At 59.0% G+C, this 23,030-nt stretch carries 14 protein-coding genes and 8 pseudogenes; 7 read left to right on the top strand and 15 right to left on the bottom strand.

Translation table 11 applies throughout. From position 1 onward, the window contains the following. Nucleotides 1–237 precede the first annotated feature (237 nt). The 3 genes and pseudogenes from GM30_RS06605 (at nt 238) to GM30_RS06595 (ending at nt 4,348) form a co-directional block, all read left to right on the top strand. Nucleotides 238–1,890, top strand: coding sequence for an MFS transporter (locus GM30_RS06605; RefSeq protein ID WP_049847969.1), 1,653 nt, complete (start codon nt 238–240; stop codon nt 1,888–1,890). Nucleotides 1,891–1,921: 31 nt separating this feature from the next. Then, nucleotides 1,922–3,004, top strand: coding sequence for an HlyD family secretion protein (locus GM30_RS06600; RefSeq protein ID WP_049847968.1), 1,083 nt, complete (start codon nt 1,922–1,924; stop codon nt 3,002–3,004). Beyond that, nucleotides 3,001–4,348: pseudogene (locus tag GM30_RS06595) on the top strand (efflux transporter outer membrane subunit). Before GM30_RS06600 ends, GM30_RS06595 begins: the two are co-directional and overlap by 4 nt. Nucleotides 4,349–4,365: 17 nt before the next feature. Here GM30_RS06595 and hrpA read toward each other — a convergent pair. Continuing rightward, nucleotides 4,366–8,271: an ATP-dependent RNA helicase HrpA gene (hrpA, locus tag GM30_RS06590; protein WP_049847993.1), complete on the bottom strand. Its 3,906-nt coding sequence runs from the start codon at nt 8,269–8,271 to the stop codon at nt 4,366–4,368. A 202-nt stretch (nt 8,272–8,473) separates the two neighbouring features. Between hrpA and azoR the strand changes: the two genes are divergently transcribed. The 3 genes from azoR to GM30_RS06580 all read left to right on the top strand — a co-directional run bounded on the left by azoR (nt 8,474) and on the right by GM30_RS06580 (nt 10,899). Beyond that, on the top strand, nt 8,474–9,079 hold the full coding sequence (gene azoR, locus GM30_RS06585) for an FMN-dependent NADH-azoreductase (RefSeq protein ID WP_049847967.1): 606 nt from the start codon (nt 8,474–8,476) through the stop codon (nt 9,077–9,079). Between the two features lie 271 nt (nt 9,080–9,350). Next, the gene (locus GM30_RS23925) at nt 9,351–9,503 is read left to right on the top strand and encodes a Hok/Gef family protein (RefSeq protein ID WP_192901432.1); all 153 of its coding nucleotides are present in this window, start codon (nt 9,351–9,353) and stop codon (nt 9,501–9,503) included. Nucleotides 9,504–9,696: 193 nt separating this feature from the next. Further along, nucleotides 9,697–10,899 (top strand): MFS transporter, encoded by a 1,203-nt coding sequence (locus GM30_RS06580; protein ID WP_049847966.1) that lies wholly within the window; start codon nt 9,697–9,699, stop codon nt 10,897–10,899. 36 nt (nt 10,900–10,935) lie between these two features. On the opposite strand, the gene paaY is transcribed toward GM30_RS06580, so the two are convergent. The 14 genes and pseudogenes from paaY to paaA form a co-directional block, all read right to left on the bottom strand. Further along, nucleotides 10,936–11,532, bottom strand: a complete 597-nt coding sequence (gene paaY, locus GM30_RS06575) for a phenylacetic acid degradation protein PaaY (protein WP_049847965.1) — start codon at nt 11,530–11,532, stop codon at nt 10,936–10,938. Nucleotides 11,533–11,541: 9 nt separating this feature from the next. Continuing rightward, nucleotides 11,542–12,487: pseudogene (gene paaX, locus GM30_RS06570) on the bottom strand (phenylacetic acid degradation operon negative regulatory protein PaaX). 74 nt (nt 12,488–12,561) lie between these two features. Beyond that, the gene (paaK, locus tag GM30_RS06565; protein WP_049847964.1) at nt 12,562–13,878 is read right to left on the bottom strand and encodes a phenylacetate--CoA ligase PaaK; all 1,317 of its coding nucleotides are present in this window, start codon (nt 13,876–13,878) and stop codon (nt 12,562–12,564) included. A gap of 50 nt (nt 13,879–13,928) precedes the next feature. After that, entirely contained in the window at nt 13,929–14,261 is a 333-nt protein-coding gene (locus tag GM30_RS27825; RefSeq protein ID WP_420802253.1) for a thiolase family protein, read from the bottom strand. Nucleotides 14,262–14,276: 15 nt separating this feature from the next. Continuing rightward, a pseudogene (locus GM30_RS27820) lies at nt 14,277–14,514 on the bottom strand (hypothetical protein); the annotation flags it as partial. Nucleotides 14,515–14,582: 68 nt separating this feature from the next. Further along, on the bottom strand, nt 14,583–14,915 hold the full coding sequence (locus GM30_RS06555; protein WP_049847962.1) for a hotdog fold thioesterase: 333 nt from the start codon (nt 14,913–14,915) through the stop codon (nt 14,583–14,585). Further along, nucleotides 14,905–16,027: pseudogene (locus GM30_RS06550) on the bottom strand (3-hydroxyacyl-CoA dehydrogenase family protein). Before GM30_RS06550 ends, GM30_RS06555 begins: the two are co-directional and overlap by 11 nt. Beyond that, complete coding sequence (gene paaG, locus GM30_RS06545) at nt 15,927–16,697, bottom strand: 2-(1,2-epoxy-1,2-dihydrophenyl)acetyl-CoA isomerase PaaG (RefSeq protein ID WP_049847992.1); 771 nt, start codon at nt 16,695–16,697, stop codon at nt 15,927–15,929. Before paaG ends, GM30_RS06550 begins: the two are co-directional and overlap by 101 nt. Nucleotides 16,698–16,699: 2 nt before the next feature. Further along, nucleotides 16,700–17,282 (bottom strand): annotated as a pseudogene (locus GM30_RS23915) (enoyl-CoA hydratase-related protein). After that, nucleotides 17,279–18,349, bottom strand: a complete 1,071-nt coding sequence (paaE, locus tag GM30_RS06540; protein ID WP_049847991.1) for a 1,2-phenylacetyl-CoA epoxidase subunit PaaE — start codon at nt 18,347–18,349, stop codon at nt 17,279–17,281. The pseudogene GM30_RS23915 and the gene paaE overlap by 4 nt, the downstream one beginning before the upstream one ends. A gap of 7 nt (nt 18,350–18,356) precedes the next feature. Beyond that, nucleotides 18,357–18,724: pseudogene (gene paaD, locus GM30_RS26035) on the bottom strand (1,2-phenylacetyl-CoA epoxidase subunit PaaD). 12 nt (nt 18,725–18,736) lie between these two features. Continuing rightward, a complete protein-coding gene (paaC, locus tag GM30_RS06535; RefSeq protein WP_049847990.1) occupies nt 18,737–19,492 on the bottom strand; it encodes a 1,2-phenylacetyl-CoA epoxidase subunit PaaC in 756 nt (251 codons plus the stop codon). A gap of 7 nt (nt 19,493–19,499) precedes the next feature. Next, the gene (paaB, locus tag GM30_RS06530) at nt 19,500–19,787 is read right to left on the bottom strand and encodes a 1,2-phenylacetyl-CoA epoxidase subunit PaaB (protein WP_049847961.1); all 288 of its coding nucleotides are present in this window, start codon (nt 19,785–19,787) and stop codon (nt 19,500–19,502) included. An 11-nt stretch (nt 19,788–19,798) separates the two neighbouring features. After that, nucleotides 19,799–20,694: pseudogene (gene paaA, locus GM30_RS06525) on the bottom strand (1,2-phenylacetyl-CoA epoxidase subunit PaaA). A gap of 285 nt (nt 20,695–20,979) precedes the next feature. Between paaA and paaZ the strand changes: the two are divergent. Next, nucleotides 20,980–22,951: pseudogene (gene paaZ / locus GM30_RS06520) on the top strand (phenylacetic acid degradation bifunctional protein PaaZ). The last annotated feature ends 79 nt before the right edge of the window (nt 22,952–23,030 follow it).

The following is a 23,030-nucleotide window of genomic DNA, read 5'->3' as shown; positions in this document are numbered from 1 at the left end:
CAGGGTAACGCATACGTCCGATGAGCACAGGGGATCACTCCGAAAGCCATCAACGCGCAGCGCCGCCATTTTACCTGCCACGGCGACATTCTCTTGATAAATAATTTCTATCGAAGGTACACTCCCATGAATCATAATCATTCATATAATCTATTCATGGACAACCGACCGCCCGACCGCTTCGCGTTGGCCGGACGCGTTGCAGCCACCGCCTGTAACGCGCGTTGATAACACGTTATGCGTCTGCCGAAACACGATCCGTATGTACCACACGACTGGGCACCGCACGAAAAACCTGCGCTATTGGGTTCGCCTTCGACACCGTATCACTCCACGTTAAAACGGATTGCTTATGGTATCGTCGGTCTGCTGGTCTGTCTGACCGGAGCGCTCGGCAACGCCGTCGTCACCGCTAACCTGCAAAATCTGCAGGGAACCTTTGCCGCCTGGTCGACAGAAATCGCCTGGTTGCCCGCGGTTTACGTCATGACCAACGTCTCCATCAACCTGCTACTGGTCAAATTCCGCCAGCAGTACGGGCTGCGCGCCTTTACCGAAGGGTTTCTGGTGCTGTATGTGCTGGTGACCTTCTTCCACCTGTTTGTTAACGATCTCAGTTCCGCATTGATGGTGCGCGCGGCGCATGGCATGGTGGCGGCGGCACTCAGTTCATTAGGCATCTACTATCAAATCCAGGCCTGGCCGGCGAAACATCGCCTCAAAGGGCTGGTGATCGGCATTACCGGCTCGTCGCTGGCCATCCCCCTCGCCCGCCTGTTCTCTACGGAACTCCTGCAACTCGACGAATGGCGCGGCCTTTACTTCTTCGAACTGGGGCTGGCGCTGGTGTCGCTTGCCTGCGTGATCGCCCTGAAACTGCCGCCCAGCGATCGCAAAAAAGTGTTCGAGAAAAAAGATTTCATTACCTTTATTTTGCTGGCGCCCGGCATGGCGCTGATCTGCGCGGTGCTGTCGCTCGGACGGCTCGACTGGTGGTTTGAAGCGCCGTGGATTGGCTGGTCGCTGGCGACGGCGGTGGTGCTGATCGTCTCGGCCATCGTCTTTGAACACAACCGCAGTAACCCGCTGCTCAATACCCGCTGGTTGTCGAGCGGCAGTATTGTACGCCTTGGGCTTATCATGCTGCTGATCCGCATTGTGCTGGCAGAACAGAACACCGGCGTGGTGGGCTGGCTGCAGTTTGTCGGTTTGCAAAACGAGCAGATGACCCATCTGGCATGGTCGATTTTTGCCGGGATCGTGTGCGGAATTGTCGTCAGTTGTCTTACGCTTAAGCCGCAAAAGCTGACGTGGCCGATCGTAATTTCATTAGCCGCAATGATGATTGCCTCCCTGCTGGACAGCCAGTCGAACAATCTGACGCGCCCCGATCAGCTGATGCTCAGCCAGTTCCTGCTCGGTTTCGGCAGCGCCTTTTTCCTGGCCCCGGCAATGCTGGCCGGCATCGGCGGCGTGGTGGCCGACCCGCGCAATCTGGTAAGTTTTTCGGTGCTTTTCGGCATGAGCCAGAACATTGGCGGCCTGTTGGGCTCCGCCATTCTCGGTACGTTCCAGACGTGGCGTGAAAAATACCATTCCAGTCTGATCGCCGACCAGTTGACCACGCTCAACCCGTGGGTCAACGAGCGTATCCAGCTTTATACCGGGATGTATCAGAGCATGATTAGCGACAGCACACTGCTCAGCGCCCAGGCCCTCACCCAGCTACAGACCGCCAGCACGCTGGAGGCCAATATTCTTGCTTACAATGATACTTATATGCTGACCGCGGCTATCTCAGGATTCACCCTGATCTGGATTTTCTGGCGTCTTCTGCGCCTGAAAATCACCGCCCGTCAGGCTCTGAAACGTGCGACAGGAACCAAATAATAATGAGCGATGCTTTACAACGGGAGTGGTTATGAGTCAGCAGGACGCCGCCAAAGCGCAGGCCAGTACGCGCAGCAACTTGCGTATTGTTTCCCTTTTTAGCGCCGCCGCCATCGGGCTTGTGGGCGTGCTGGTCATCCTGTACGCCTGGCAACTTCCGCCGTTCACCCGCCATAGCCAGTTCACCGATAACGCCTATGTGCGTGGGCTGACGACCTTTATCAGCCCACAAGTCAATGGCTACATCACCGCCGTTAACGTCAAGGATTTCGACTACGTGAAACAGGGTGATGTGCTGATTCAGATCGACGATCGCCAGTATAAACAACGCGTTCATCAGGCGGAGGCGCAACTGGCCATGAAAGTGGCGGCGCTGAACAATAACCTGCAACAGCGGAAAAGTGCCGAGGCGGTCATTGCCCGCAACGATGCGGCGCTGAAGAATGCCCGCGCGCAGAGCCTGAAATCACAAGCGGATCTCAAACGCGTGAAGGATTTGACCGCCGATGGCTCGCTCTCCATTCGCGAACGTGATGCCGCGCTGGCGAGCGCCGCACAGGGCAACGCCGATATCGAACAGGCGAAAGCAACGCTTGCAGTGTCGCAGCAGGATTTGCAGTCAGCGATTGTCAATCGTGCTGCGCTGGAAGCGGATGTGCAAAACGCAAAAGCGGCGCTGGAAATGGCGCAAATTGACCTGCAAAACACTCGCATCACCGCCCCGCGTGACGGTCAACTGGGGCAAATTGCCGTGCGGCTGGGCGCATATGTTACCGCCGGAACGCACCTCACCTCGCTGGTGCCGCCGCAACGCTGGATCATCGCCAACGTCAAAGAAACCCAACTGGCGGAGATCCGCGCCGGGCAGCCGGTGACCTTCACGGTCGATGCGCTGAACGATGAAAAATTCCGCGGCACAGTAGAAAACATCTCGCCCGCCACCGGCGTCGAATTCAGCGCCATCTCGCCGGATAACGCCACCGGCAACTTTGTAAAAATTGCCCAGCGCATTCCGGTGCGGATCACCATCAACAGCGATCAGCAGAACATGCACCGGCTGCGTCCGGGGATGTCGGTGCAGGTGACCATCGACACGCGGGAGGCGAACAAATGAGGCGTCTGACGCTGATTGCCGCCGCGCTGTGGCTGGCAGGTTGCCAGTCCGTTGACGTGAAACAGGCGCCGTCCACGTTGCAGATCCCGTCGCAATGGCGCGCCGCCTCCGGTCCGGGCAGCGCCACCGAAGGGGTCTGGTGGCGCAACTTTCACGACAGCGCGCTCAACGGCTATGTTGATCAGGCGCTGCGTTACAACAGCGACCTACTGATCGCCCGCGAGCGGGTGAATGAATATCAGGCCAGAGTGTACGCCGCAGAAGGAAGTCTGTTTCCGGAGCTTGACGCCGGGCTGAGCGGCACCCGCGCCCGCGCGCAGTCTGTGGCGACGGGATTACCCGTTCACAGCACGCTGTACCGGGGAAACCTGACCGCCAGCTACGATGTGGATTTGTGGGGCGCGAATCGCANAAGCCCAGAAAGCCGCCGCGGCCGCGGCCGATCTCACCGTGGCGACCTCGGTCTCGTCCGGCTACATCACGCTGCTGTCGCTGGATGAGCAACTGAGCGTGACCGACGCCACGCTGAAATCCCGCGAAGAAGCTTACGCCCTCGCGAAACGGCAGTACGAAACCGGCTATACCTCGCGACTGGAGCTGATGCAGGCCGATTCCGAACTGCGCGCCACCCGCGCGCAGGTACCGCAGTTACAGCACCAGATCGCCCAGCAGGAAAACGCCCTCAGCGTGCTGACCGGGCAAAACCCCGGCGCGCTGAAACGGGGGAAATTTGCGGCCCTGACGCCGCTGTCGCTACCCTCTCAACTGCCGTCCACGCTGCTGAACCGCCGCCCGGATGTCGTTCAGGCGCAGCGCCAGTTGCTCGCCGCCGATGCCACGCTGGCGTCGTCGCAAGCGAAACTGCTGCCGTCGATTAATCTGACGGCTTCTGGCAGTTATCAGGACGATTCGTTATCCGGATTGCTGGATAATCCGCTGCGCTTGTGGAGCGTTGGCGGCAGCATTCTCGCACCGCTGCTCAACCGTCAGGCGCTGAACGCGCAGGTGGATGTGTCGATGTCACAACGCAATCAGGCGCTCTACAGCTATGAAAAAACGGTGCGTAACGCGTTTAAAGAAGTGAATGACAGCCTGGATGCCATCACGCGGCTGGGCGAGCAGCTTGCCGAGCTGCGCGGTCAGGAAGCGGTGGCGCAGGAAACCCTGCGCATTGCCCGCAACCGCTACAGCAACGGCTATTCGTCTTATCTCGACGTGCTGGATGCGCAGCGTACCCTGTTCTCAACCCAGCTCAGCGAAGTACAGGTGAAAAATAACCTGCTGCTGGCGCAGATCGATCTTTACCGGGCGCTGGGCGGCGGCTGGATGGCAACCAGCCAGTAAGCACCACCCGGCGTTTTTTACGCGGAAATCTGATCCATGGCCTGTAAAATACGCTTGTCCGAAATCGGATACGGCGTGCCTAACTGCTGCGCAAAATAGCTGACGCGCAGCTCTTCGATCATCCAGCGGATCTCTTTCACGTCGTCATTGTCACGACGCGCGGGCGGCAGCTTGTTCAGCCATTGCTGCCAGGCCTGCTGCACGCTTTCCACTTTCAGCATCTGCGCGCGGTCGCGGTGCGGATCAATGGCCAGTTTTTCCAGACGGCGCTCAATCGCCTGCAAATAGCGCAGCGTATCACCCAGTTTTTTGAAACCGTTGCCGGTAACAAACCCGCGATACACCAGCCCGCTCATCTGCGCTTTGATATCCGACATGCCAAGCGCCATGGTCATATCCACGCGCCCTTTCAGCCGTTTATTGATGTTGAATACCGTGGTGAGGATCTGTTCCACCTGCTTTGCAATCTCCACCACCGTGTCATTCAGCTCAGCGCGGACTTTCTCATGCAGTGCGGTAAAGCCGTCTTCCGTCCAGACCGGGCCGCCCGCCTCATCAATCAGCTTATCGACGCCGCAGGAGATGCAGTCGTCAATCAGATCCAGCACCTTGCCGTAGGGGTTGAAGTACAGTCCCAGCTTGGCCTTGTTCGGCAGTTTTTCGTGCAGATACTTGATCGGCGACGGAATGTTCAACAACAGTAAACGGCGCACGCCGCGCCACATCGCCTGCTGCTGTTCCTGTGGATTATCGAACAGCCTGATGGCCACGCTGTCACGTTCATCCACCAGCGCGGGCCAGGCTTTGACCTTATAGTTGCCGCGCTTCTGCTCAAAGCTTTCCGCCAGCGTGCCAAAACTCCAGATGTGCAGGCCGCTCTGTTCAATTCCGTCATCCGCGACCGCAGACAGGGTTTCCTGAACTTTCCCTTTAAGCGCCTCTTTCAGCGCCGTCAGGCTGCTGCCTTCCTGGAGTTTCTTGTTGTGGTCGTCCACCACGCGGAACGTCATTTTCAGATGATCGGGCACCTGATCCCAGTGCCAGTCTTCGCGGTCAACGGTCACACCGGTCATGCGGCGCAGCTCGCGCTCCAGCGCATCCAGCAGCGGCAGTTCCAGCGGCGTGACGCGGCCTAAAAATGCCTCTGCATAGTTCGGTGCAGGCACAAAGTTACGGCGCACCGGTTTCGGCAACGATTTGATCAGCGCGATGATAAGTTCACGACGCAGGCCCGGGATCTGCCATTCAAAACCGCCTTCCTCCACCTGGTTGAGCAGCGGTAGCGGAATGTGCACCGTCACGCCGTCGGCGTCGGTGCCGGGTTCAAACTGATAACTCAGACGCAGCTTGAGATTGCCCTGGTGCCAGAAATTCGGGTAATCGAGTTTGCTGACCTTTTCCGCGCCCTCTTTGATCAGCATGCTCTTCTCAAAATTGAGTAGATCCGGCGTTTCCCGGCTGACCTTTTTCCACCAGCTGTCGAAGTGGCGCGCCGTGATGACGTCATGACTGATGCGCTGGTCGTAAAACTCAAACAGCGATTCATCATCCACCAGAATGTCGCGACGGCGGGACTTGTGCTCCAGCTCTTCCACCTCCGCACGCAGTTTCAGGTTGTCGCGGAAGAATGCGTGACGAGTCTGCCAGTCGCCTTCCACCAGCGCGTGACGGATAAACAGCTCGCGGCACAGCGCCGGGTCGATGCGGCTGTAATTCACTTTGCGCGCCGCCACAATCGGCAAGCCATACAGCGTCACTTTTTCGGTCGCCATTACCGCGCCCTGCGCCTTTTCCCAGTGCGGTTCGCTCCAGGAACGTTTGATCAGGTGCTGCGCCAGCGGCTCGACCCATTCGGGCTCAATTCGCGCCGCCACGCGCCCCCACAGACGGCTGGTTTCCACCAGCTCAGCCACCATCGTCCATTTCGGCGGTTTTTTGAACAACCCGGAACCGGGGAAGATAGAAAAGCGGGCGTTGCGCGCGCCGGTAAATTCCTGCTTATCCGCATCTTTCATACCAATATGCGACAGCAGACCGGTCAGCAGCGCGAGGTGGATCTCGCGATACTCCGCCGGTTCGCTGTTTACCGGCATACCCAGCTCTTTCACCACCTGACGCAGCTGGGTGTAAACATCCTGCCATTCACGTACGCGCAGATAGTTGAGGAAATCCGTGCGGCACAAACGGCGGAACTGGTTCGAGGACAGCGCTTTCTGCTGCTCGCCGAGGTAGTTCCACAGATTCACGAAAGCCAGAAAATCGGACTCTTTATCGTGGAAGCGGCGATGTTTTTCATCGGACGCCTGCTGTTTATCCAGCGGACGCTCGCGCGGATCCTGAATCGACAGCGCGGCGGTGATGATCATCGCTTCACGCACGCAGCCATGTTTTTGCGCTTCGAGCACCATACGCGCCAGACGCGGGTCCACCGGCAACTGGCTGAGCTGACGCCCCATGGCGGTCAGCTTGTATGCTGTTTGCTGTTCGTCGGTGGTGATAGCGCCGAGCTCTTCCAGCAGGCGTACGCCATCCTGAATGTTGCGGTTGTCCGGTGCTTCAACAAACGGGAACGCGGCGATATCACCCAGCCCCAGCGCCGTCATTTGCAGAATGACCGACGCCAGGTTGGTACGCAGAATTTCCGGATCGGTAAATTCCGGACGCGACAGGAAATCGTCTTCCGAATAGAGTCGAATGCAGATCNNCCCTTCCGAGACGCGGCCACAGCGGCCTTTACGCTGATTCGCCGAGGCCTGCGACACCGGCTCGATCGGCAGACGCTGGACCTTGGTACGGTAGCTGTAGCGGCTGATGCGCGCAGTGCCCGGATCGATAACATACTTGATGCCCGGCACCGTCAGCGACGTTTCCGCGACGTTGGTCGCCAGCACGATGCGTCGCCCGCTGTGGGGCTGGAACACACGGTTTTGCTCGCTGTTCGACAGTCGCGCGTACAGCGGCAGGATCTCAGTATGGCGCAGCTCCAGTTTATTCAGGGCATCGGCGGTGTCGCGAATTTCACGCTCGCCGCTCATGAAAATGAGAATGTCGCCAGGGCTTTCGTGCCCCAGTTCGTCCACCGCGTCAAAAATCGCCTGCAACTGGTCACGCTCGGTGTCGTCCGCCTCTTCCACAATCGGGCGATAGCGCACTTCCACCGGATACGTACGGCCAGAGACTTCAATCACCGGCGCATGGTTAAAGTGGCGTGAGAAACGCTCCGGATCGATGGTCGCCGACGTGATGATCACTTTCAGATCCGGGCGACGCGGCAGCAGTTCTTTCAGATAGCCAAGCAGAAAATCAATGTTCAGGCTGCGCTCGTGCGCTTCATCAATGATGATGGTGTCGTACTGCATCAATAGCCGATCCTGCTGGATTTCCGCCAGCAGAATACCGTCGGTCATCAGCTTAACCATGGTGTTATCGCTGATGCGATCGCTAAAGCGGACTTTATACCCGATGCACTCACCCGGCTCGCTCTTCAGCTCCTCCGCAATACGGTTTGCCACCGTTCGCGCCGCCAGACGCCGCGGCTGCGTATGGCCAATCAGCCCTTTCACGCCACGGCCCAGCTCCATGCATATTTTCGGCAACTGGGTGGTTTTACCGGAGCCGGTTTCCCCCGCCACGATCACCACCTGGTGGTCGCGAATGGCGTTGAGGATGTCCTGTTTCTTCTGGCTGACCGGCAGGTTGTCCGGGTAGGTGATTTCCGGGCGCGCGGCTTCACGCAGCAGGACTTTACCGGCTGCCTGTTCAATCTCTTTAACCATCTCCTGGAAAATGGCTTGTTGTGCTTCAGGATTTTTAACCTTCTTCGCTCCCTGCAGACGGCGGGCAAAGCGCTGTTTATCGCGCAGCATCAGGCCATCAAGCTGGTGGTGGAGGGAGGAGACGGTGATTTTATTCTGTTCTGTCATCGCATTATTGGGCAGCGCACTGCCGGAAAAAGGCTTACGTAAACGTTCGTTATAGAGTATCACATCCGTGCCTGGCATCGCTTGTTCAATAATTTCGAACAAAGACTTCGATATATTGCGCTATCCCTGCGGCAGGATTGTGAATAGAGTGTCATCAAGCAACAGGGCACGGGCCCGTCAATCTGATAATAAGGAATCACCCATGAGCAAAGTATTAGTTCTCAAATCCAGTATTCTGGCAGGGTACTCTCAGTCTGGTCAGCTGACCGACTATTTCGTTGAACAATGGCGTGAACAGCATGCGGCTGATCAGATCACCGTTCGCGACCTGGCGGCCAACCCTATCCCTGTTCTGGATGGTGAACTGGTGGGTGCTATGCGCCCGAGCGATGCACCGCTGACGCCACGTCAGCAGGAAGCGCTGGCGCTCTCTGACGAACTGATTGCTGAACTGCAAGCGCACGATGTTATCGTGATTGCCGCGCCGATGTACAACTTCAACATTCCGACGCAGCTGAAAAATTATTTCGACCTGGTGGCCCGCGCGGGCGTTACCTTCCGCTACACCGAAAACGGTCCGGAAGGCCTGGTGACCGGTAAACGCGTTGTCGTACTGTCCAGCCGCGGCGGGATCCATAAAGACACCCCGACCGACCTGGTCGCGCCGTACCTGAAACTGTTCCTTGGTTTTATCGGTATGACAGACGTGAACTTCGTGTTCGCAGAAGGCGTGGCGTACGGTCCGGAAGTGGCGGCTAAAGCGCAGTCCGACGCGAAACTGGCTATCGACAGCCTCGTCGCAGCCTGAGTTTTCTCCCTCTCACCGCCCGGTGGGAGGGTTTTTATTCCCCTGCCATGCCCCGCTTTACGAGCCTGCTCGTAAAACGCACCTGTCCTGCTTTCAATGCGTTAAGAAAATCATAGAATCACCGCGGGTGCTTGAGACTGTCTGGTCTCAGGCAATTTGCAGGAGTCCGGATAGTGAAAAGCCCCAGGGAGATAGTGTTATCCACCTGGGGCCGACACTCCCAACCCTTGCAGGTGGGATGTTAGCCCCTTCTCTGAAAGGAGGCAATAACATGCTGACGAAGTACGCCCTTGTGGCAGTCGTTGTACTGTGTCTTGCAGTACTCGGATTTACGTTTCTGGTTCGCGATACGTTGTGTGAGTTGAGCGTCAAAGAACGTGGTATGGAGATCAAAGCTGTTCTCGCTTACGAATCGAAGAAGTAGCTGGCGCACGCGGGGAAGCACTCCCCGCGTCACCCCGGCAGGGTCTGGGACTCACCGCACCTCTTAGCCCTCTCTTCGGAGAGGGCTAACGCTTGAATACTCAATCACAGGCATGATAAATAGCGTTAATAGCCTCCCTCCAGATTGCCGCAAAGTCACTTTCTGCACTCAATGAATCAGGACGACTTAACAGATGACCACAGAACACACGCTGTCTGTTGCAGAGCAAAACCATAATATCATCCGTCTGTCGGCAGCTCAGGCGCTCGCCGGGGCGAATTCGGTGGTCTTCTACGCAACAGGCGCGATTGTCGGTAACGCCATCGCGCCCAGCGCCTCGCTGGCCACGCTCCCCATTACCACGTTTGTTGTGGGGATGGCGGCCTGCATCCTGCCTTTTGGCATGCTGGCCAGAAAACACGGACGCAAAGCCGCCTTTATGACCGGTACCGGAGCCGGTGTCATCACTGGCCTGTTAGCGGCGCTGGCGGTGGTGATGGGGTCGTTTCTGCTGTTTTGCGTCGCCGGATTTCTGGGCGGCGCGTATGCGGCGGTTGCATTGAGCTTTCGTTTTGCGGCGACCGATGGCGTGGCCAAAGAGCGCCGTGCCCGCGCGCTGTCGCTGGTGATGGGCGGCGGTGTCGCCGCAGGCGTCATTGGCCCCATGCTGGTGACAGGCACCATGAATCTCTGGCCGCCGCATACGTTCGCCATTACCTTCATCGCCCAGGCGCTGGTTGCCGCCATCTCCGCCGTTATTCTCATGGGAGTTACGCCCGCCGAGCCCGTTGCTGCTGCCACAAAATCCGCTGGGCGTCCGCTTCGGGAAATCGTGCGTCAGCCCGGTTTCCTGAAAACCGTTTTCAGCGGCGCGGTGGCGTACATGGTGATGAATTTCCTGATGACCGCCGCCCCGCTCTCGATGCATATGCACGGCATTTCACAGCAGGCGTCCAACCTTGGGATTCAATGGCATGTCATCGCGATGTACGGGCCTGGCTTTTTCACCGGCAGGCTGATCCATCGCTTTGGCGCCATGCGTATTGCTTCGGCGGGTTTACTGATCACCGCAGGCTCGGTGCTTGCCGGACTGAGCGGAACCGATATTTTTCATTACTGGCTGTCGTTGATATTGCTGGGGATTGGCTGGAATTTTGGCTTTACTGGCGCATCGGCAAAAATCATTGACTACCACCGCCCGGAAGAGAAGACGCAGGTGCAGTCGCTGAATGATTTTGTGGTGTTTGGCGTGATGATTGTCGGATCGTTTTCGTCCGGCGCATTGCTCAATCTGTATGGCTGGAATGCCGTACTGTGGGGCTCTCTGGTTCCGGTCTGTTTTGCCTTTCTGGTGATTATCACTACGCGCAGCCGCAGCACCGCCGGACAGGAATAATACCGTCAGCCCTCTCGTTAAAGAGGGCGAACGTTTTTATGACGCTGACTTCGGCCGCAGGTTTTCATCAAACACCAGCCGTTTACGTTCCGCTTCCACTTCGCGCAGCGGTTCGACCTGATGCATTGTCTGCTTGCAGCGATCCACCAGCACCTGATATTCCCGCGTGCCCTGTTTTTTCCAGGCCATCTCCTGCTCGCTCAGCGGGCGAATCGCTTTTGCCGGGCTGCCGATGATCAGGTGATCGGCAGGCATTTCGGCCTTCGCTTTGACAAACGATGCGGCACCGACAATGCTGTTTTCGCCGATGATCGCCCCGTCCATCACTACTGCATTCATGCCCACCAGCGCGTTGCGGCGAATAATACAGCCGTGGAGGATCGCGCTGTGGCCGATATGCCCGTCTTCCTCGACCACCGTATCCTGTTCGGGAAAGCCGTGCATGACGCAGTTATCCTGAATATTAGCGCCATCTTTAACTACAATGCGGCCAAAGTCACCACGCAGGCTGGCGTTCGGCCCGACGTACACGCCCTTGCCTAAAATCACGTCGCCAATCAGTACCGCAGTGGGATGCACATAGCTTTCCTCGGGGACCACCGGCGTCAGACCATCAATTTGATATACAGGCATAGCACCTCCCTAGTTAAGTTGCAGGCCGCCGAAGCGTTGATAAAACGCGTTGCCCGGCTGTGGCAGTGCGCCAACCGAGGTCTCCGCTTTCTCGCTCACCCAGTCGAGGGCACCAGCGGCCACACGTTGATAAATATTAATACACAGCTGGCGCGCCGCCTGCCCGGCCCAGTGTGCGGGCAGCAGGGCCTCCGGCAACAGCGGATCTTTCAGCACCACGCGACGGTAGAAGTGGATCAGCAACAACTGGATCTGGAAGCAGCGTTCCGGCGTTANNCGGCGTTAACGCATTCGCCCCGGCCTCGCGCAGCAGTGGCAACAGCGGCCGGAACGAGTCGATAAACGCGTTGTACATGACATTCTGTTCGGTCAGTTGCCAGCACTCTTCCACGCGCGCGCGCAACGCCGCCACCGACATCGCCAGCGGCGAATGCGCTTCAAAACAGATGACGTTTTCCGCCACGCCCGCTTCATGCAACAGCGCCTGTACATCCGCCAGTTTTTGCGACGGCGACGCCATCAGGCTCGGCGCCAGCGTGCCGAACCCCTGCCAGATCAACTGTTTTTTCACATCCGCGAGGGTGGATTTGTCCAGTCCTTCCGACAACAACAGCAGCCAGGTGCCGTCCCAGGCGGGCTGTTCCGCACGGTAGATTTTGCCTTCCGCGCGCCGCGTCAGACGCAAACCTTTATCGCTCAGCCGGTAGTAGCTGCGACGCCCCACGCGATCGACATCCAGCCAGCCCTCTTTGTTAAGCCGAAACAGCGCCGTGCGCACAAAGCGCTCGCCAAAACCGAGCCCTTCCAGCAGCGCCGCAAGGCTGCCAAGCCAGATTTCACCGCCGCGATGCGACAGTGCATCGCCATAAAGCGAGGAGATTAACGACGTTCCGCTGACGGGAACCGAGGAGACAGCCTGCTGAATAAATGCGTCAAGTTTGCTCATCTGATTCATTCTTTTATCTTTTTTATCCTGGATGAATCATAGCATATTGCCCCCTCGTGCCAGGAGAGGGGGCATGAGATTGATTACCCGTTGGCGGCGACTTTACGCAGGTCGAACACCCGACAGGCCTTGCCTTCGGAGCGCGGAATGCTGCCGCAGTTGACGATGGTCACGTCGGTTGAGATGCCCACCATCGATTTAATACGGTGGCGTAAATTATGGCAGACCTGACAGCGCTGCTCATGCGACAGGCTGAGACTGCTCTCTTTCAGCTCCACACGCACGGAAAGTGAATCAAGATGCCCGCGACGGTGTACTTCCAGCTGGTAGTGCGGCGACAGGTGCTCAAATTTGACGATTTCCTCTTCCAGCTGTGACGGGAAGACATTCACACCACGAATAATGAGCATGTCGTCGCTGCGGCCGCTGATACGGTCCATGCGGCGCATGGTGCGTGCCGTGCCGGGCAGCAGGCGGGTGAGATCGCGGGTGCGGTAGCGGATCACCGGTAGCGCCTCTTTGGTGAGCGTGGTAAACAGCAGCTCGCCCTGTTCGCCATCATCCAGCGGCGTACCGTCGTCCGGGTTGACGATCTCCGGGTAAAAGTGATCTTCCCAGATGGTCGGGCCGTCGGCGGTTTCGATGCATTCCATCGCTACCCCCGGCCCCATCACTTCCGACAGGCCATAAATATCCAGCGCGGTAATGCCGAGACGGCGTTCAATTTCGCCACGCATCGCACAGGTCCACGGTTCCGCACCAAACACGCCGACGCGCAGGGAGCACTGGCTGGCGTCGCCGCCCATCTGCCGCTCCAGCTCTTCAATCAGGTTCAGGCAGTAGGACGGCGTCACCATGATCATATCCGGCTGAAAATCGCGGATCAGTTGCGCCTGCTTCTCAGTCTGCCCGCCAGACATCGGGATCACCGTGGCGCCCAGACGTTCCGCGCCGTAGTGTGCGCCCAGACCGCCGGTAAACAGGCCATAACCATAAGCGACATGAATTTTATCTTTCGCACTGCCGCCCGCCGCGCGCAGGGAGCGCGCCACAATATGCGCCCAGTTATCGATGTCGTTTTGCGTGTAGCCCACTACCGTCGGTTTGCCGGTGGTGCCGGACGACGCGTGGATGCGAACAATCTGCTCCATCGGCACCGCGAAGGTGTCGAACGGATAGTTGTCGCGCAGATCCTGTTTGGTGGTGCAGGGAAACTTGCGGATATCCGCCAGTTCGTTGAAATCGTCAGGGTGCACGCCTGCCGCGTCGAATTTGCGCCGGTACATCGGCACGTTCTTGTAGGCGTGTTTCAGCGTCCATTTCATGCGCTGCGTCTGCAGCGCGTGCAGCTCGTCGCGGGACGCGGTTTCAATCGGATCAAGGTTGGATGTCGTTATCATTATAGGGTACTCGCAGGTTGATTAGCTTACAGATCAAACACGCTCCAGGATCATCGCGGCTCGACTCCAGCGCTCGCCATGGCGACGATGCGCGTGCGCGGGGTCAGCCCCTGCGCCAGCGCCATTTCCTCGCTGGCGACAATCAACGCCGCCGCGCCGTCGTTCACCCCGGAGGCGTTCCCGGCAGTGATCACGCCATTTGCGCGAAACGGCGTTTTCAGCGCGGCCAGTTGCTCAAGCGTGGTGTCCGGTCGCAGATGCTCATCGTCTTTCACTTCAACGACANCAAATGGCTGCGCCATGAGCGGATTCACAAAACGCCAGCCAATGGTGGTATCAAACATCTCGGCCTGACGGGAAAACGCCGAGGTGGCCTTGCCCATCACAAAGGGCGCGCGGGACATGGATTCCACGCCACCGGCCAGCAGCAGATCCGCATCGCCCGCGCGAATGGCGCGCGCGGCAAAACCCAGCGCATCCAGCCCGGAGCGTCGCCATGCGCGCGACGTTACGGTTGTCTTCCCCCGCCTGGTTGGCGCAGCCAAGGATCACGTCATCAATCAGCGCCGCATCCAGTTGCGGATGTCGGCTTAACAATGCCCGCAACGGGATGGCGGCCAGATCGTCCGCCCGCACGCCGGACAGCGCGCCGCCATAACGGCCTACCGGCGTTCGCACACCGTCACAAATAAACGCATCACGCATCAGGCTTCTCCTGTCACATTGCCGCCGATGCGGTGCGATTTACCGCGAAACAGAGCGACCGTTTTTTGATGTTGGTTAACGATTTCAATGTCATACACCCCGGCAATTTTGCCCTGATGCTTGACGCGTGCGGTGGCTGTGANGGCGGTACCCGCCAGCGAAAAGATCTGCCCGCCGTGGCAGGTCTGATGGCCATTCAGCATCTGCGGCAGCACGGTCATGGTGACCATGGCGTATCCGTCATCCATTTCGACAATATCCATGCCCATCGCCCGGGCGCAGGCGTCGTTTTCATACATCACGCGGGCGTTGTGCCAGGCGTTATGACTCATAGCTACACTCCAGAAGCGCACGCTGGCGCAGCAGTGAACACGGACGATAGCGTTCTTCGCCGTAATGGCGTTGCAGGTTTTCCAGCATCGCCAGCACCCGCTGCCAGCCGAGGGTTTCGCCCCACTGCAGCGGTCCGTAAGGATAGTTGACGCCGAGGCGCATCGCGGTATCGATATCAGTTTCGCTGGCGACGCCTTTTTGCAGCGCATCGAGCGCTTCATTAATCAGCATCGCGACGGTGCGCCAGACCAGCAGGCCAGGATAGTCGGCAATCAACAGCACCTGTTTGCCCTGCTGCTGCAGCCAGGCTATGGCTTTTTCCGTCTCCTGCGGGCGATTGCTTGCCGCCGCGGCAATGGCGACAACATTACCGTTATGCAGATCGGTCACCACAACCGGTCGTGCCAGCCGCGTTGCCAGTGCCTGCGCGGTCTCGCCATGGGTTTCTATCAGCACGACGTCGTCCAGCGCCATGAAAGGTTTATTAGTGACACTGTCACTATTTTTAACTACCTGCTGTGGCCCCTGTTCTGCCGTCAGCGGCGCACAGTACGCGGGCGCGGGCGCACCGTCCGGCCAGTGATAAACGCCCTGCCCACTTTTTTTACCCAGCCGACCGGCCAGCACCAGTTCCTGTTGCAGTAGCGACGGTAAAAAACGGCGCTCCTGCCAGAAGGCGTTAAATACCGAACAGGTCACGGCAAAATTGACGTCCTGACCAATCAGGTCGGTCAACGCCAGCGGCCCCATCGGGAAACCGCCGCCGTCGCGCAGCGCGGCGTCAATGACAGCCGCCTCCGCCACCTGCTCTTCCAGCGCGCGCCACGCCTCGGNNACTGGCGGCTTCAATGACCAGATCCGCGGCAGCCAGCGCTGACATATCTGCAACCGGGTAAAGATTACGCAGCGTGCTGGCGCAGGCGTCGGCGGTCAGCTTGCCGCGCGCCACGCGGGATTCCAGCCGCGTACGGATACCGTCAACAGCGCGTGCTAATGCGTCGCTGGCGATGTCATACAGCAAAANCAAGGAACGCGCTGACCCCTTCGCGGTAATCAGGGCTGCGTCCGGCCATCCGCTGATAGTCGCGCTCGAGATCGAGCTGGGCGTCAAGAGTATTGGTTTCCGCCGCCAGCAGCGCCTGCTTGATAAGCCCCAGACCGTAGGTCGGCTGTGTCGCCAGATGGCGCGCCAGCGTCTGCGCGGTATCGGAAAGCTGTGCGTCATCTACCACCTGCCAGATCATGCCCCACTGGTGCGCCTGTTCAGCGCTGAGCTTATCGCCCAACAGCGCCAGCCCCAGCGCCCGCGCACGGCCTGCCACACGTGGCAAAAACCAGGTGCCGCCGCAGTCCGGAATTAGCCCGAGCTTGCTGAACGCCATCATGAAATTTGCTGAACGGGCCGCGATAACCATATCGCAGCCGAGCGCAAGCGTAGCGCCAGCGCCCGCCGCCACGCCGTTCACAGCGGCAATCACCGGTTTCGGCAATGCCGCGAGACGGCGCACCAGCGGGTTATAGAATGTTTCCACCGACAGCCCGAGATCCGGGGCATTGCCCTGCGGGTCGACGTTGCGGTCATTGAGATCCTGCCCTGCGCAGAAAGCGCGTCCGGTGCCGGTGATCAGCAGGCAGCGGATGGTCTCGTCGCGCCCGGCCTGCTTCAGACAGTCGGCTAACTGCTGGTGCATCTCATCATTAAAACTGTTCAGTCGATCCGGGCGGTTGAGGGTAATGGTCATTACGCCCTGTTGCACATCGCTGAGAATAAAAGCGTCCATGGTTAGCGTCCTTTGAATACGGGAGTACGTTTTTCGCGAAAGGCGGCAATGCCTTCCTGACGATCGTCCGTGGCGCTGAGCAGCGTAAACAGCTGGCGTTCGAGCTGCAGCCCGGCGTGGAGGTTCACTTCCTGCGACNCCGACGCTACGAATCAGCCGCTGGGTGCCGCCTGCGCCGGGCATAATGCCAAGGGAGATTTCCGGCAGGCCAAAGCGAGCGTTGTCGCCCGCCATCACGACGTCGCAGAGCATCGCCAGCTCGCAGCCCGCGCCCAGCGCGTAACCGTTCACCGCCGCAATCAGCGGTTTGTTGAAGGCGTCAATGCGCGCCCACAGCCGGGGGCGAACGTCGTTTAAGGTCGCCGTGAGGTCTTTGTCCGCCATTTCGTTGAGATCGGCCCCGGCAGCAAAAAAGCGTTCATTACCGCAGATGAGGCAGGCCACAATCGCCGGATTTTGCGCGGCAGATTCAAGTGCATCAGCAATCTGCGCCAGCAGCGCGTTGTTCAGCGCATTCCGCGCCTGCGGGCGATTGAGGGTCAGCAGCAGCACGCGGTCGTGCTGTTCAGTCAGCAACTCGCTCATGCCATCCCCTTCGCATCAAAATCGACAATCACGTCCGGGGTAATCGGCAGTGCCTGACAGCTCAGCACATAGCCCGCCGCCAGTTCGTCGGCTTCAAGGCTGTAGTTGGTGGCCATCGACACGTTGCCGCGCAGCACTTTGCATTTGCAGGTGGCGCAGACGCCGCCCTTGCAGGCGTACGGTAAATCCGCGCCCTGCCGCAGCGCCGCATCGAGAATGCTTTCGTCGTCAGCGGTCAGCGTCACCTGACGGTCGCGGCCATCCTGACGCACGGTCACCGTCTGCCCCTGTGCCTGAACGCTGGCGGCGCGGCGCACACTGCTGCCCGGCGTGTTAAAGCGTTCGAGGTGCAGCGTTTTTTTTGGCATACCGAGAGCCAGTAGCGTGGTTTCTGCTTCGTCCATCATCGCCGCCGGACCGCAGATAAAAGCTTCATCAAACTGGCTGAAGTTGATCAGCGTGCGCGACAATTCCTGCAGTTTTTCGCCATTGATACGCCCGTACAGCAGATCGCTGTCGAGCGTTTCCTGGCTGAACAGGCAGACCAGTTGCAGGCGTGTCGGGTAGCGATCTTTAAGGTCAGCCAGCGCCTGGCGGAACATCATGCTCTGGCTGCTGCGGTTGCCGTAAATCACCGTAAACTGGCTGTCCGCTTCGGTCCCCAGCGTGGTTTCAACAATCGCCAGCATCGGCGTAATGCCGGAACCCGCAGCGATGGCAAGGTAGTTACCACGACGGTCGGCCTGTGGCTGATAGCCGAACAGCCCCTGCGGCACCATGACCTCCAGCGCCATGCCCTGTTTGATCTCCTGACGGGCGTAGTTTGAAAAGCGCCCGCCATCAATAGCTTTTACCGCCACGCTGATTTCACCGGGCCGCGCACCACGACAAATCGAATAGCAGCGGCGCAGCTCTTCATTGCCGAGCCGGGTTTTCAGCGTCAGATGCTGGCCTGGGCGAAAGGCGTAGGCCGACTGTAAGGCGTCGGGAACCGCGAAGGTGATGGTCACCGCATCGCGGGTTTCGGGTTCAACTTTTGCCACCGTAAGCGAATGAAACGTCGTCATGGCAACCTCAAATACATTTAAAGTAATCAAAGGGTTCGCGGCAGCTGTCGCGCCATACTGGCGCAGCCGTTCGCGGGCATCAGGGCTCATCCAGTCGGTGGTCCACGGCGGATCGAGCCGCAGCACAATGTGTACCGGCGTATAGCCGTTTTCGGTCATCACGCGGCGGATCTCCCCCAACAGATGTTCCGTCGCCGGACAGCCGGAATAGGTCGGTGTAAAGCCAATCACCCAGCCTTCGCCCTGCTGAGCCACGCTGCGCACCATACCTAAATCGGTAATGGTGAGCACCGGCACTTCCGGGTCCGGGATCTGCCCCAGCAGCGCCCAGATCTGGCGCACGTCGGCAGGGGCAATGGTGGCGAGATGTTGCATACTGACCTCCGGTTACCACTGCTGCGCGGGATACATCCGCTGCAGATACTGCATCTCTGCCAGCATCGGGCCGAGATGTTCGGTGTGCAGCCCCTGCTTGCCGCCAGTGCGGTACGCGGCGTCGGCAGGCGGCGTTAACCCGGCTTCGCGCAGGCCCTGCTGGATTTCCGCTTCCCATTCGGCGCGCAGCTGGCGCGGATCAACGGCAATGCCCTGCTCGCTCAGTTCACTCTCCAGCGCATCGGCGTCAAACAGTTCCGCCGTGAAGCGCCAGACGTCGTCCAGCGCCTGCTGCATACGCTGCGCGGACAGTGCGGTGCCCTGTCCAAGACGCACCATCCAGCCACGGCTGAAACGCAGGTGGTAACGCGCTTCTTTGATGGCTTTGGCGGCGATGGCCGCAATTTGCGCGTCGCGGCTGGCGGTCAGGCGGCTGAACAGCGCGACATGCCAGGCATCCATCAGATACTGGCGCGCAATAGTATCGGCGAAGTTGCCGTTCGGCTGCTCAACCAGCAACAGGTTGCTGAACTGGCGTTCGTCGCGGAAATAGGCCAGCGAGTCTTCATCGCCTTCACCGATTCGCTCCGCGGCATAGCTGAGAAAATTGCGCGCCTGGCCCAGCAGATCGAGGCCGATATTGGCGAGCGCCAGATCGATTTCCAGTTCCGGCGCGTGACCGCACCAGGCGGAAAGCCGCTGCGCCAGCACCAGGCAGTTGTCGCCAAGGCGCAGCGCGTACGTGGCGATGGGATCGTTGATTATCATCGCCACCTCACATGTGCTCTATGCCGTCAGGAATGGTGTAAAACGTCGGGTGACGGTACACCTTGCTCTCTGACGGTTCGAAAAACTCACCGCGCTCTTCCGGCTGCGAGGCGACGATTTCGCTCGCTTTCACCACCCATATCGAACAGCCTTCGTTGCGGCGGGTGTAGGCGTCGCGGGCGTTTTCCAGCGCCATGCGATCGTCTGCGGCATGCAGGCTGCCGACGTGGCGGTGCGACAGCCCCTGTTTGCTGCGGACAAACACTTCATACAGTGGCCAGTAAACATTGCTCATCATGATTCTCCTCAGGCGACGTGGCGGGTGTGCTGTTTTTGCGCGTGGGCCAGCGCGGCTTCGCGCACCCACTCCCCGTCGTCCCACGCCTTGCGTTTGGCGGCGATGCGTGTTAAATTCCCTGCCAGTCGATCTCGCCGAAACGGTAATGCCCGCTGGCCTCGTCGAAATGCAGATCCGGGTCCGGTACGGTCATGCCGAGCATTTCCACCTGCGGAATGGTGTTGTCGACAAAGCGCTGGCGCAGCTCGTCGTTGGAATGGCGTTTGATTTTCCACGCCAGGCTGCGGGCGCTGTTCGGCGAGTTGTCGTCATTGGGGCCAAACATCATCAACGACGGCCACCAGAAACGGTTGATAGCGTCCTGCAGCATCTGGCGCTGGGCCTCGCTACCTTGTGACAGTGTCACACACGCTTCAAAGCCCTGCCGCTGGTGAAAGCTCTCCTCTTTACAGATTTTCACCATCGCGCGGGCGTACGGGCCGTAGGAGGTCCGGCACAGCGCCACCTGGTTGACGATAGCCGCGCCATCCACCAGCCAGCCGATCACGCCAATATCCGCCCAGTTCAGCGTTGGATAGTTGAAAATCGAGGAATATTTCATCCTGCCGTCGAGCATCTTCTGGTAGAGATCCTCGCGGGCGCAGCCGAGGGTTTCCGCCGCGCTGTAGAGATAGAGGCCGTGACCGGCTTCGTCCTGCACTTTGGCCAGCAGAATGGCCTTACGGCGCAGCGTCGGGGCGCGGGTGATCCAGTTCCCTTCCGGCAACATGCCGACGATTTCGGAATGCGCGTGCTGCCCAATCTGGCGGATCAGCGTTTTGCGGTAGGCGTCCGGCATCCAGTCCTGCGGCTCGATGGCGGTTTCCTGCGCGATGCGCGCGTTAAAGCGTTGCTCTTCTGTCACGTCATCACCTTTATGATTCCTGTTAAACCTGTTTATCATGATTTGTGAATCACTTTTCTCTATAAAAGTTACATAAAGGTTAACTAAAACCACAAATTATGTTTATGTTTTCTGTGACCTCACTCGCAACTCATTTCGTTATATTATGATTTTTCAATGTATTATATTCTCACGCCGTTAAGACAGTGGTCGCATTGTTAATAAATTATTAAATTCATCCTTGATTTTTATGATTCATAATCAAACTATGTAATGCAAAGCAACGTAACACTTTGGAGATCGGTGATGCAGCAGTTAACCAGTTACTTATCCGGCGCGTGGCAGAAAGGTCGCGGCCATACGCGCGCAATCCATCACGCCATTACGGGCGACGTTCTGTGGGAAGTGACCAGCGAAGGTCTCGACATGGCGCAGGCGCGCCGTTTTGCCATCGAGCACGGTGGCAAGGCGCTGCAGGCGATGACGTTCATTGAACGCGCCGCCATGCTAAAAGCGGTGGCCCGTCATCTGCTGGAGCACAAAGAGACGTTTTACGCGCTGTCCGCGCAGACCGGTGCCACCCGCGCCGACAGTTGGGTGGATATTGAAGGCGGCATCGGTACGCTGTTCACCTATGCCGGGCTCGGCAGTCGCGAACTGCCGGACGACACCCTGTGGCCGGAAGATGAGCTGATCCCGCTGTCGAAAGCCGGAGGCTTCGCCGCCCGACACGTATTGACCTCAAAATCCGGCGTCGCCGTACACATTAACGCGGGCATGCCGGCGATCGTCAAACCCGCCACCGCCACCGCGCAGGTCGCCCAGGCAATGGTAAAAGCGATTGTCGACAGCGGCCTGGTGCCGGACGGCGCCATCAGCCTGATTTGCGGTAGCGCCGGGGATTTGCTGGATCATCTGGATACGCAGGACGTGGTGACGTTCACCGGTTCGGCGTCTACCGGCCAGATGCTGCGCGTTCACCCCACTATCGTCGCACATTCAATCCCGTTCACCATGGAAGCGGATTCGCTGAACTGCTGTGTGCTCGGCGACGACGTCACGCCGGAACAGCCAGAATTCGCGCTCTTTATTCGCGAAGTGGTGCGTGAGATGACCGCGAAAGCCGGGCAAAAATGTACTGCCATTCGCCGCATCATCGTGCCGCAGACGCAGGTGCAGGCAGTGAGCGACGCGCTGATAGCCCGGCTGGAAAAAGTGACCGTTGGCGATCCGGCGCAGGAAGGGGTGAAAATGGGCGCGCTGGTCAACGCCGAACAGCGTCAGGATGTGCAGGAACGCGTGGATGCGCTGGTCGCCGCAGGCTGTGAAATCCGTCTTGGTGGCAAGGCCGACCTCAGCGCGGCAGGTGCTTTTTTCCCGCCAACGCTGCTGTGGTGCCCGCAACCAGACGAAACCCCGGCGGTACATTCGACGGAAGCCTTTGGCCCTGTCGCCACGCTGATGCCCTACCGCGACCGTGAACATTCGCTGGCGCTGGCTCGTGCCGGGCAAGGCAGCCTCGCCGGCACGCTGGTCACCGCTGACGGCGAACTGGCGCGGGCGTTTATCCTTGGTGCTGCACGTGCGCATGGGCGTATTCAGGTGCTGAATGAAGAATCGTCTAAAGAATCCACCGGGCACGGTTCCCCANCACGGCGGCCCGGGACGTGCTGGCGGCGGCGAAGAGCTTGGCGGCCTGCGGGCGGTTAAGCACTATATGCAGCGCACCGCGATTCAGGGCAGCCCGTCGATGCTTGCTGCAATTGGCAAACAATGGGTGCGCGGCGCGCAGGTGGCAGAAGACCGCATTCATCCGTTCCGTAAATACTTCGAAGAACTGCAACCGGGCGACAGCCTGCTGACCCCGCGCCGCACCATGACTGAAACTGACATCGTCAATTTTGCCTGCCTGAGCGGGGATCACTTCTACGCGCATATGGATAAAATCGCCGCCGCGGAATCGATTTTTGGTGAGCGCGTGGTGCATGGCTATTTCGTGATTTCCGCCGCTGCCGGGCTGTTCGTTGACGACGGTGTCGGGCCGGTGATCGCCAACTACGGCATGGAAAACCTGCGCTTTATCGAGCCGGTGAAACCTGGCGATACCATTCAGGTGCGGCTGACCTGCAAACGCAAAACGGTGAAACGGCAGAAAACCGCTGAAGAGAAACCGACCGGCGTGGTCGAATGGGCAGTCGAGATTTTCAATCAGCATCAACAGACGGTGGCACTCTACTCCATCCTGACGCTGGTCGCGCGCCAGACCGGCGACATCTGATCCGCAGCAACGGTGCCGGGCAGCATTCCGCCTGCCCGGCACGCAAAAACTTCCCAACCTGGCACATCTGACAAACAAC

The organism is Trabulsiella odontotermitis, assembly GCF_001188485.1.
Classification (GTDB): domain Bacteria; phylum Pseudomonadota; class Gammaproteobacteria; order Enterobacterales; family Enterobacteriaceae; genus Trabulsiella; species Trabulsiella odontotermitis_A.
This window is presented reverse-complemented; position numbering and strand designations above follow the sequence as displayed.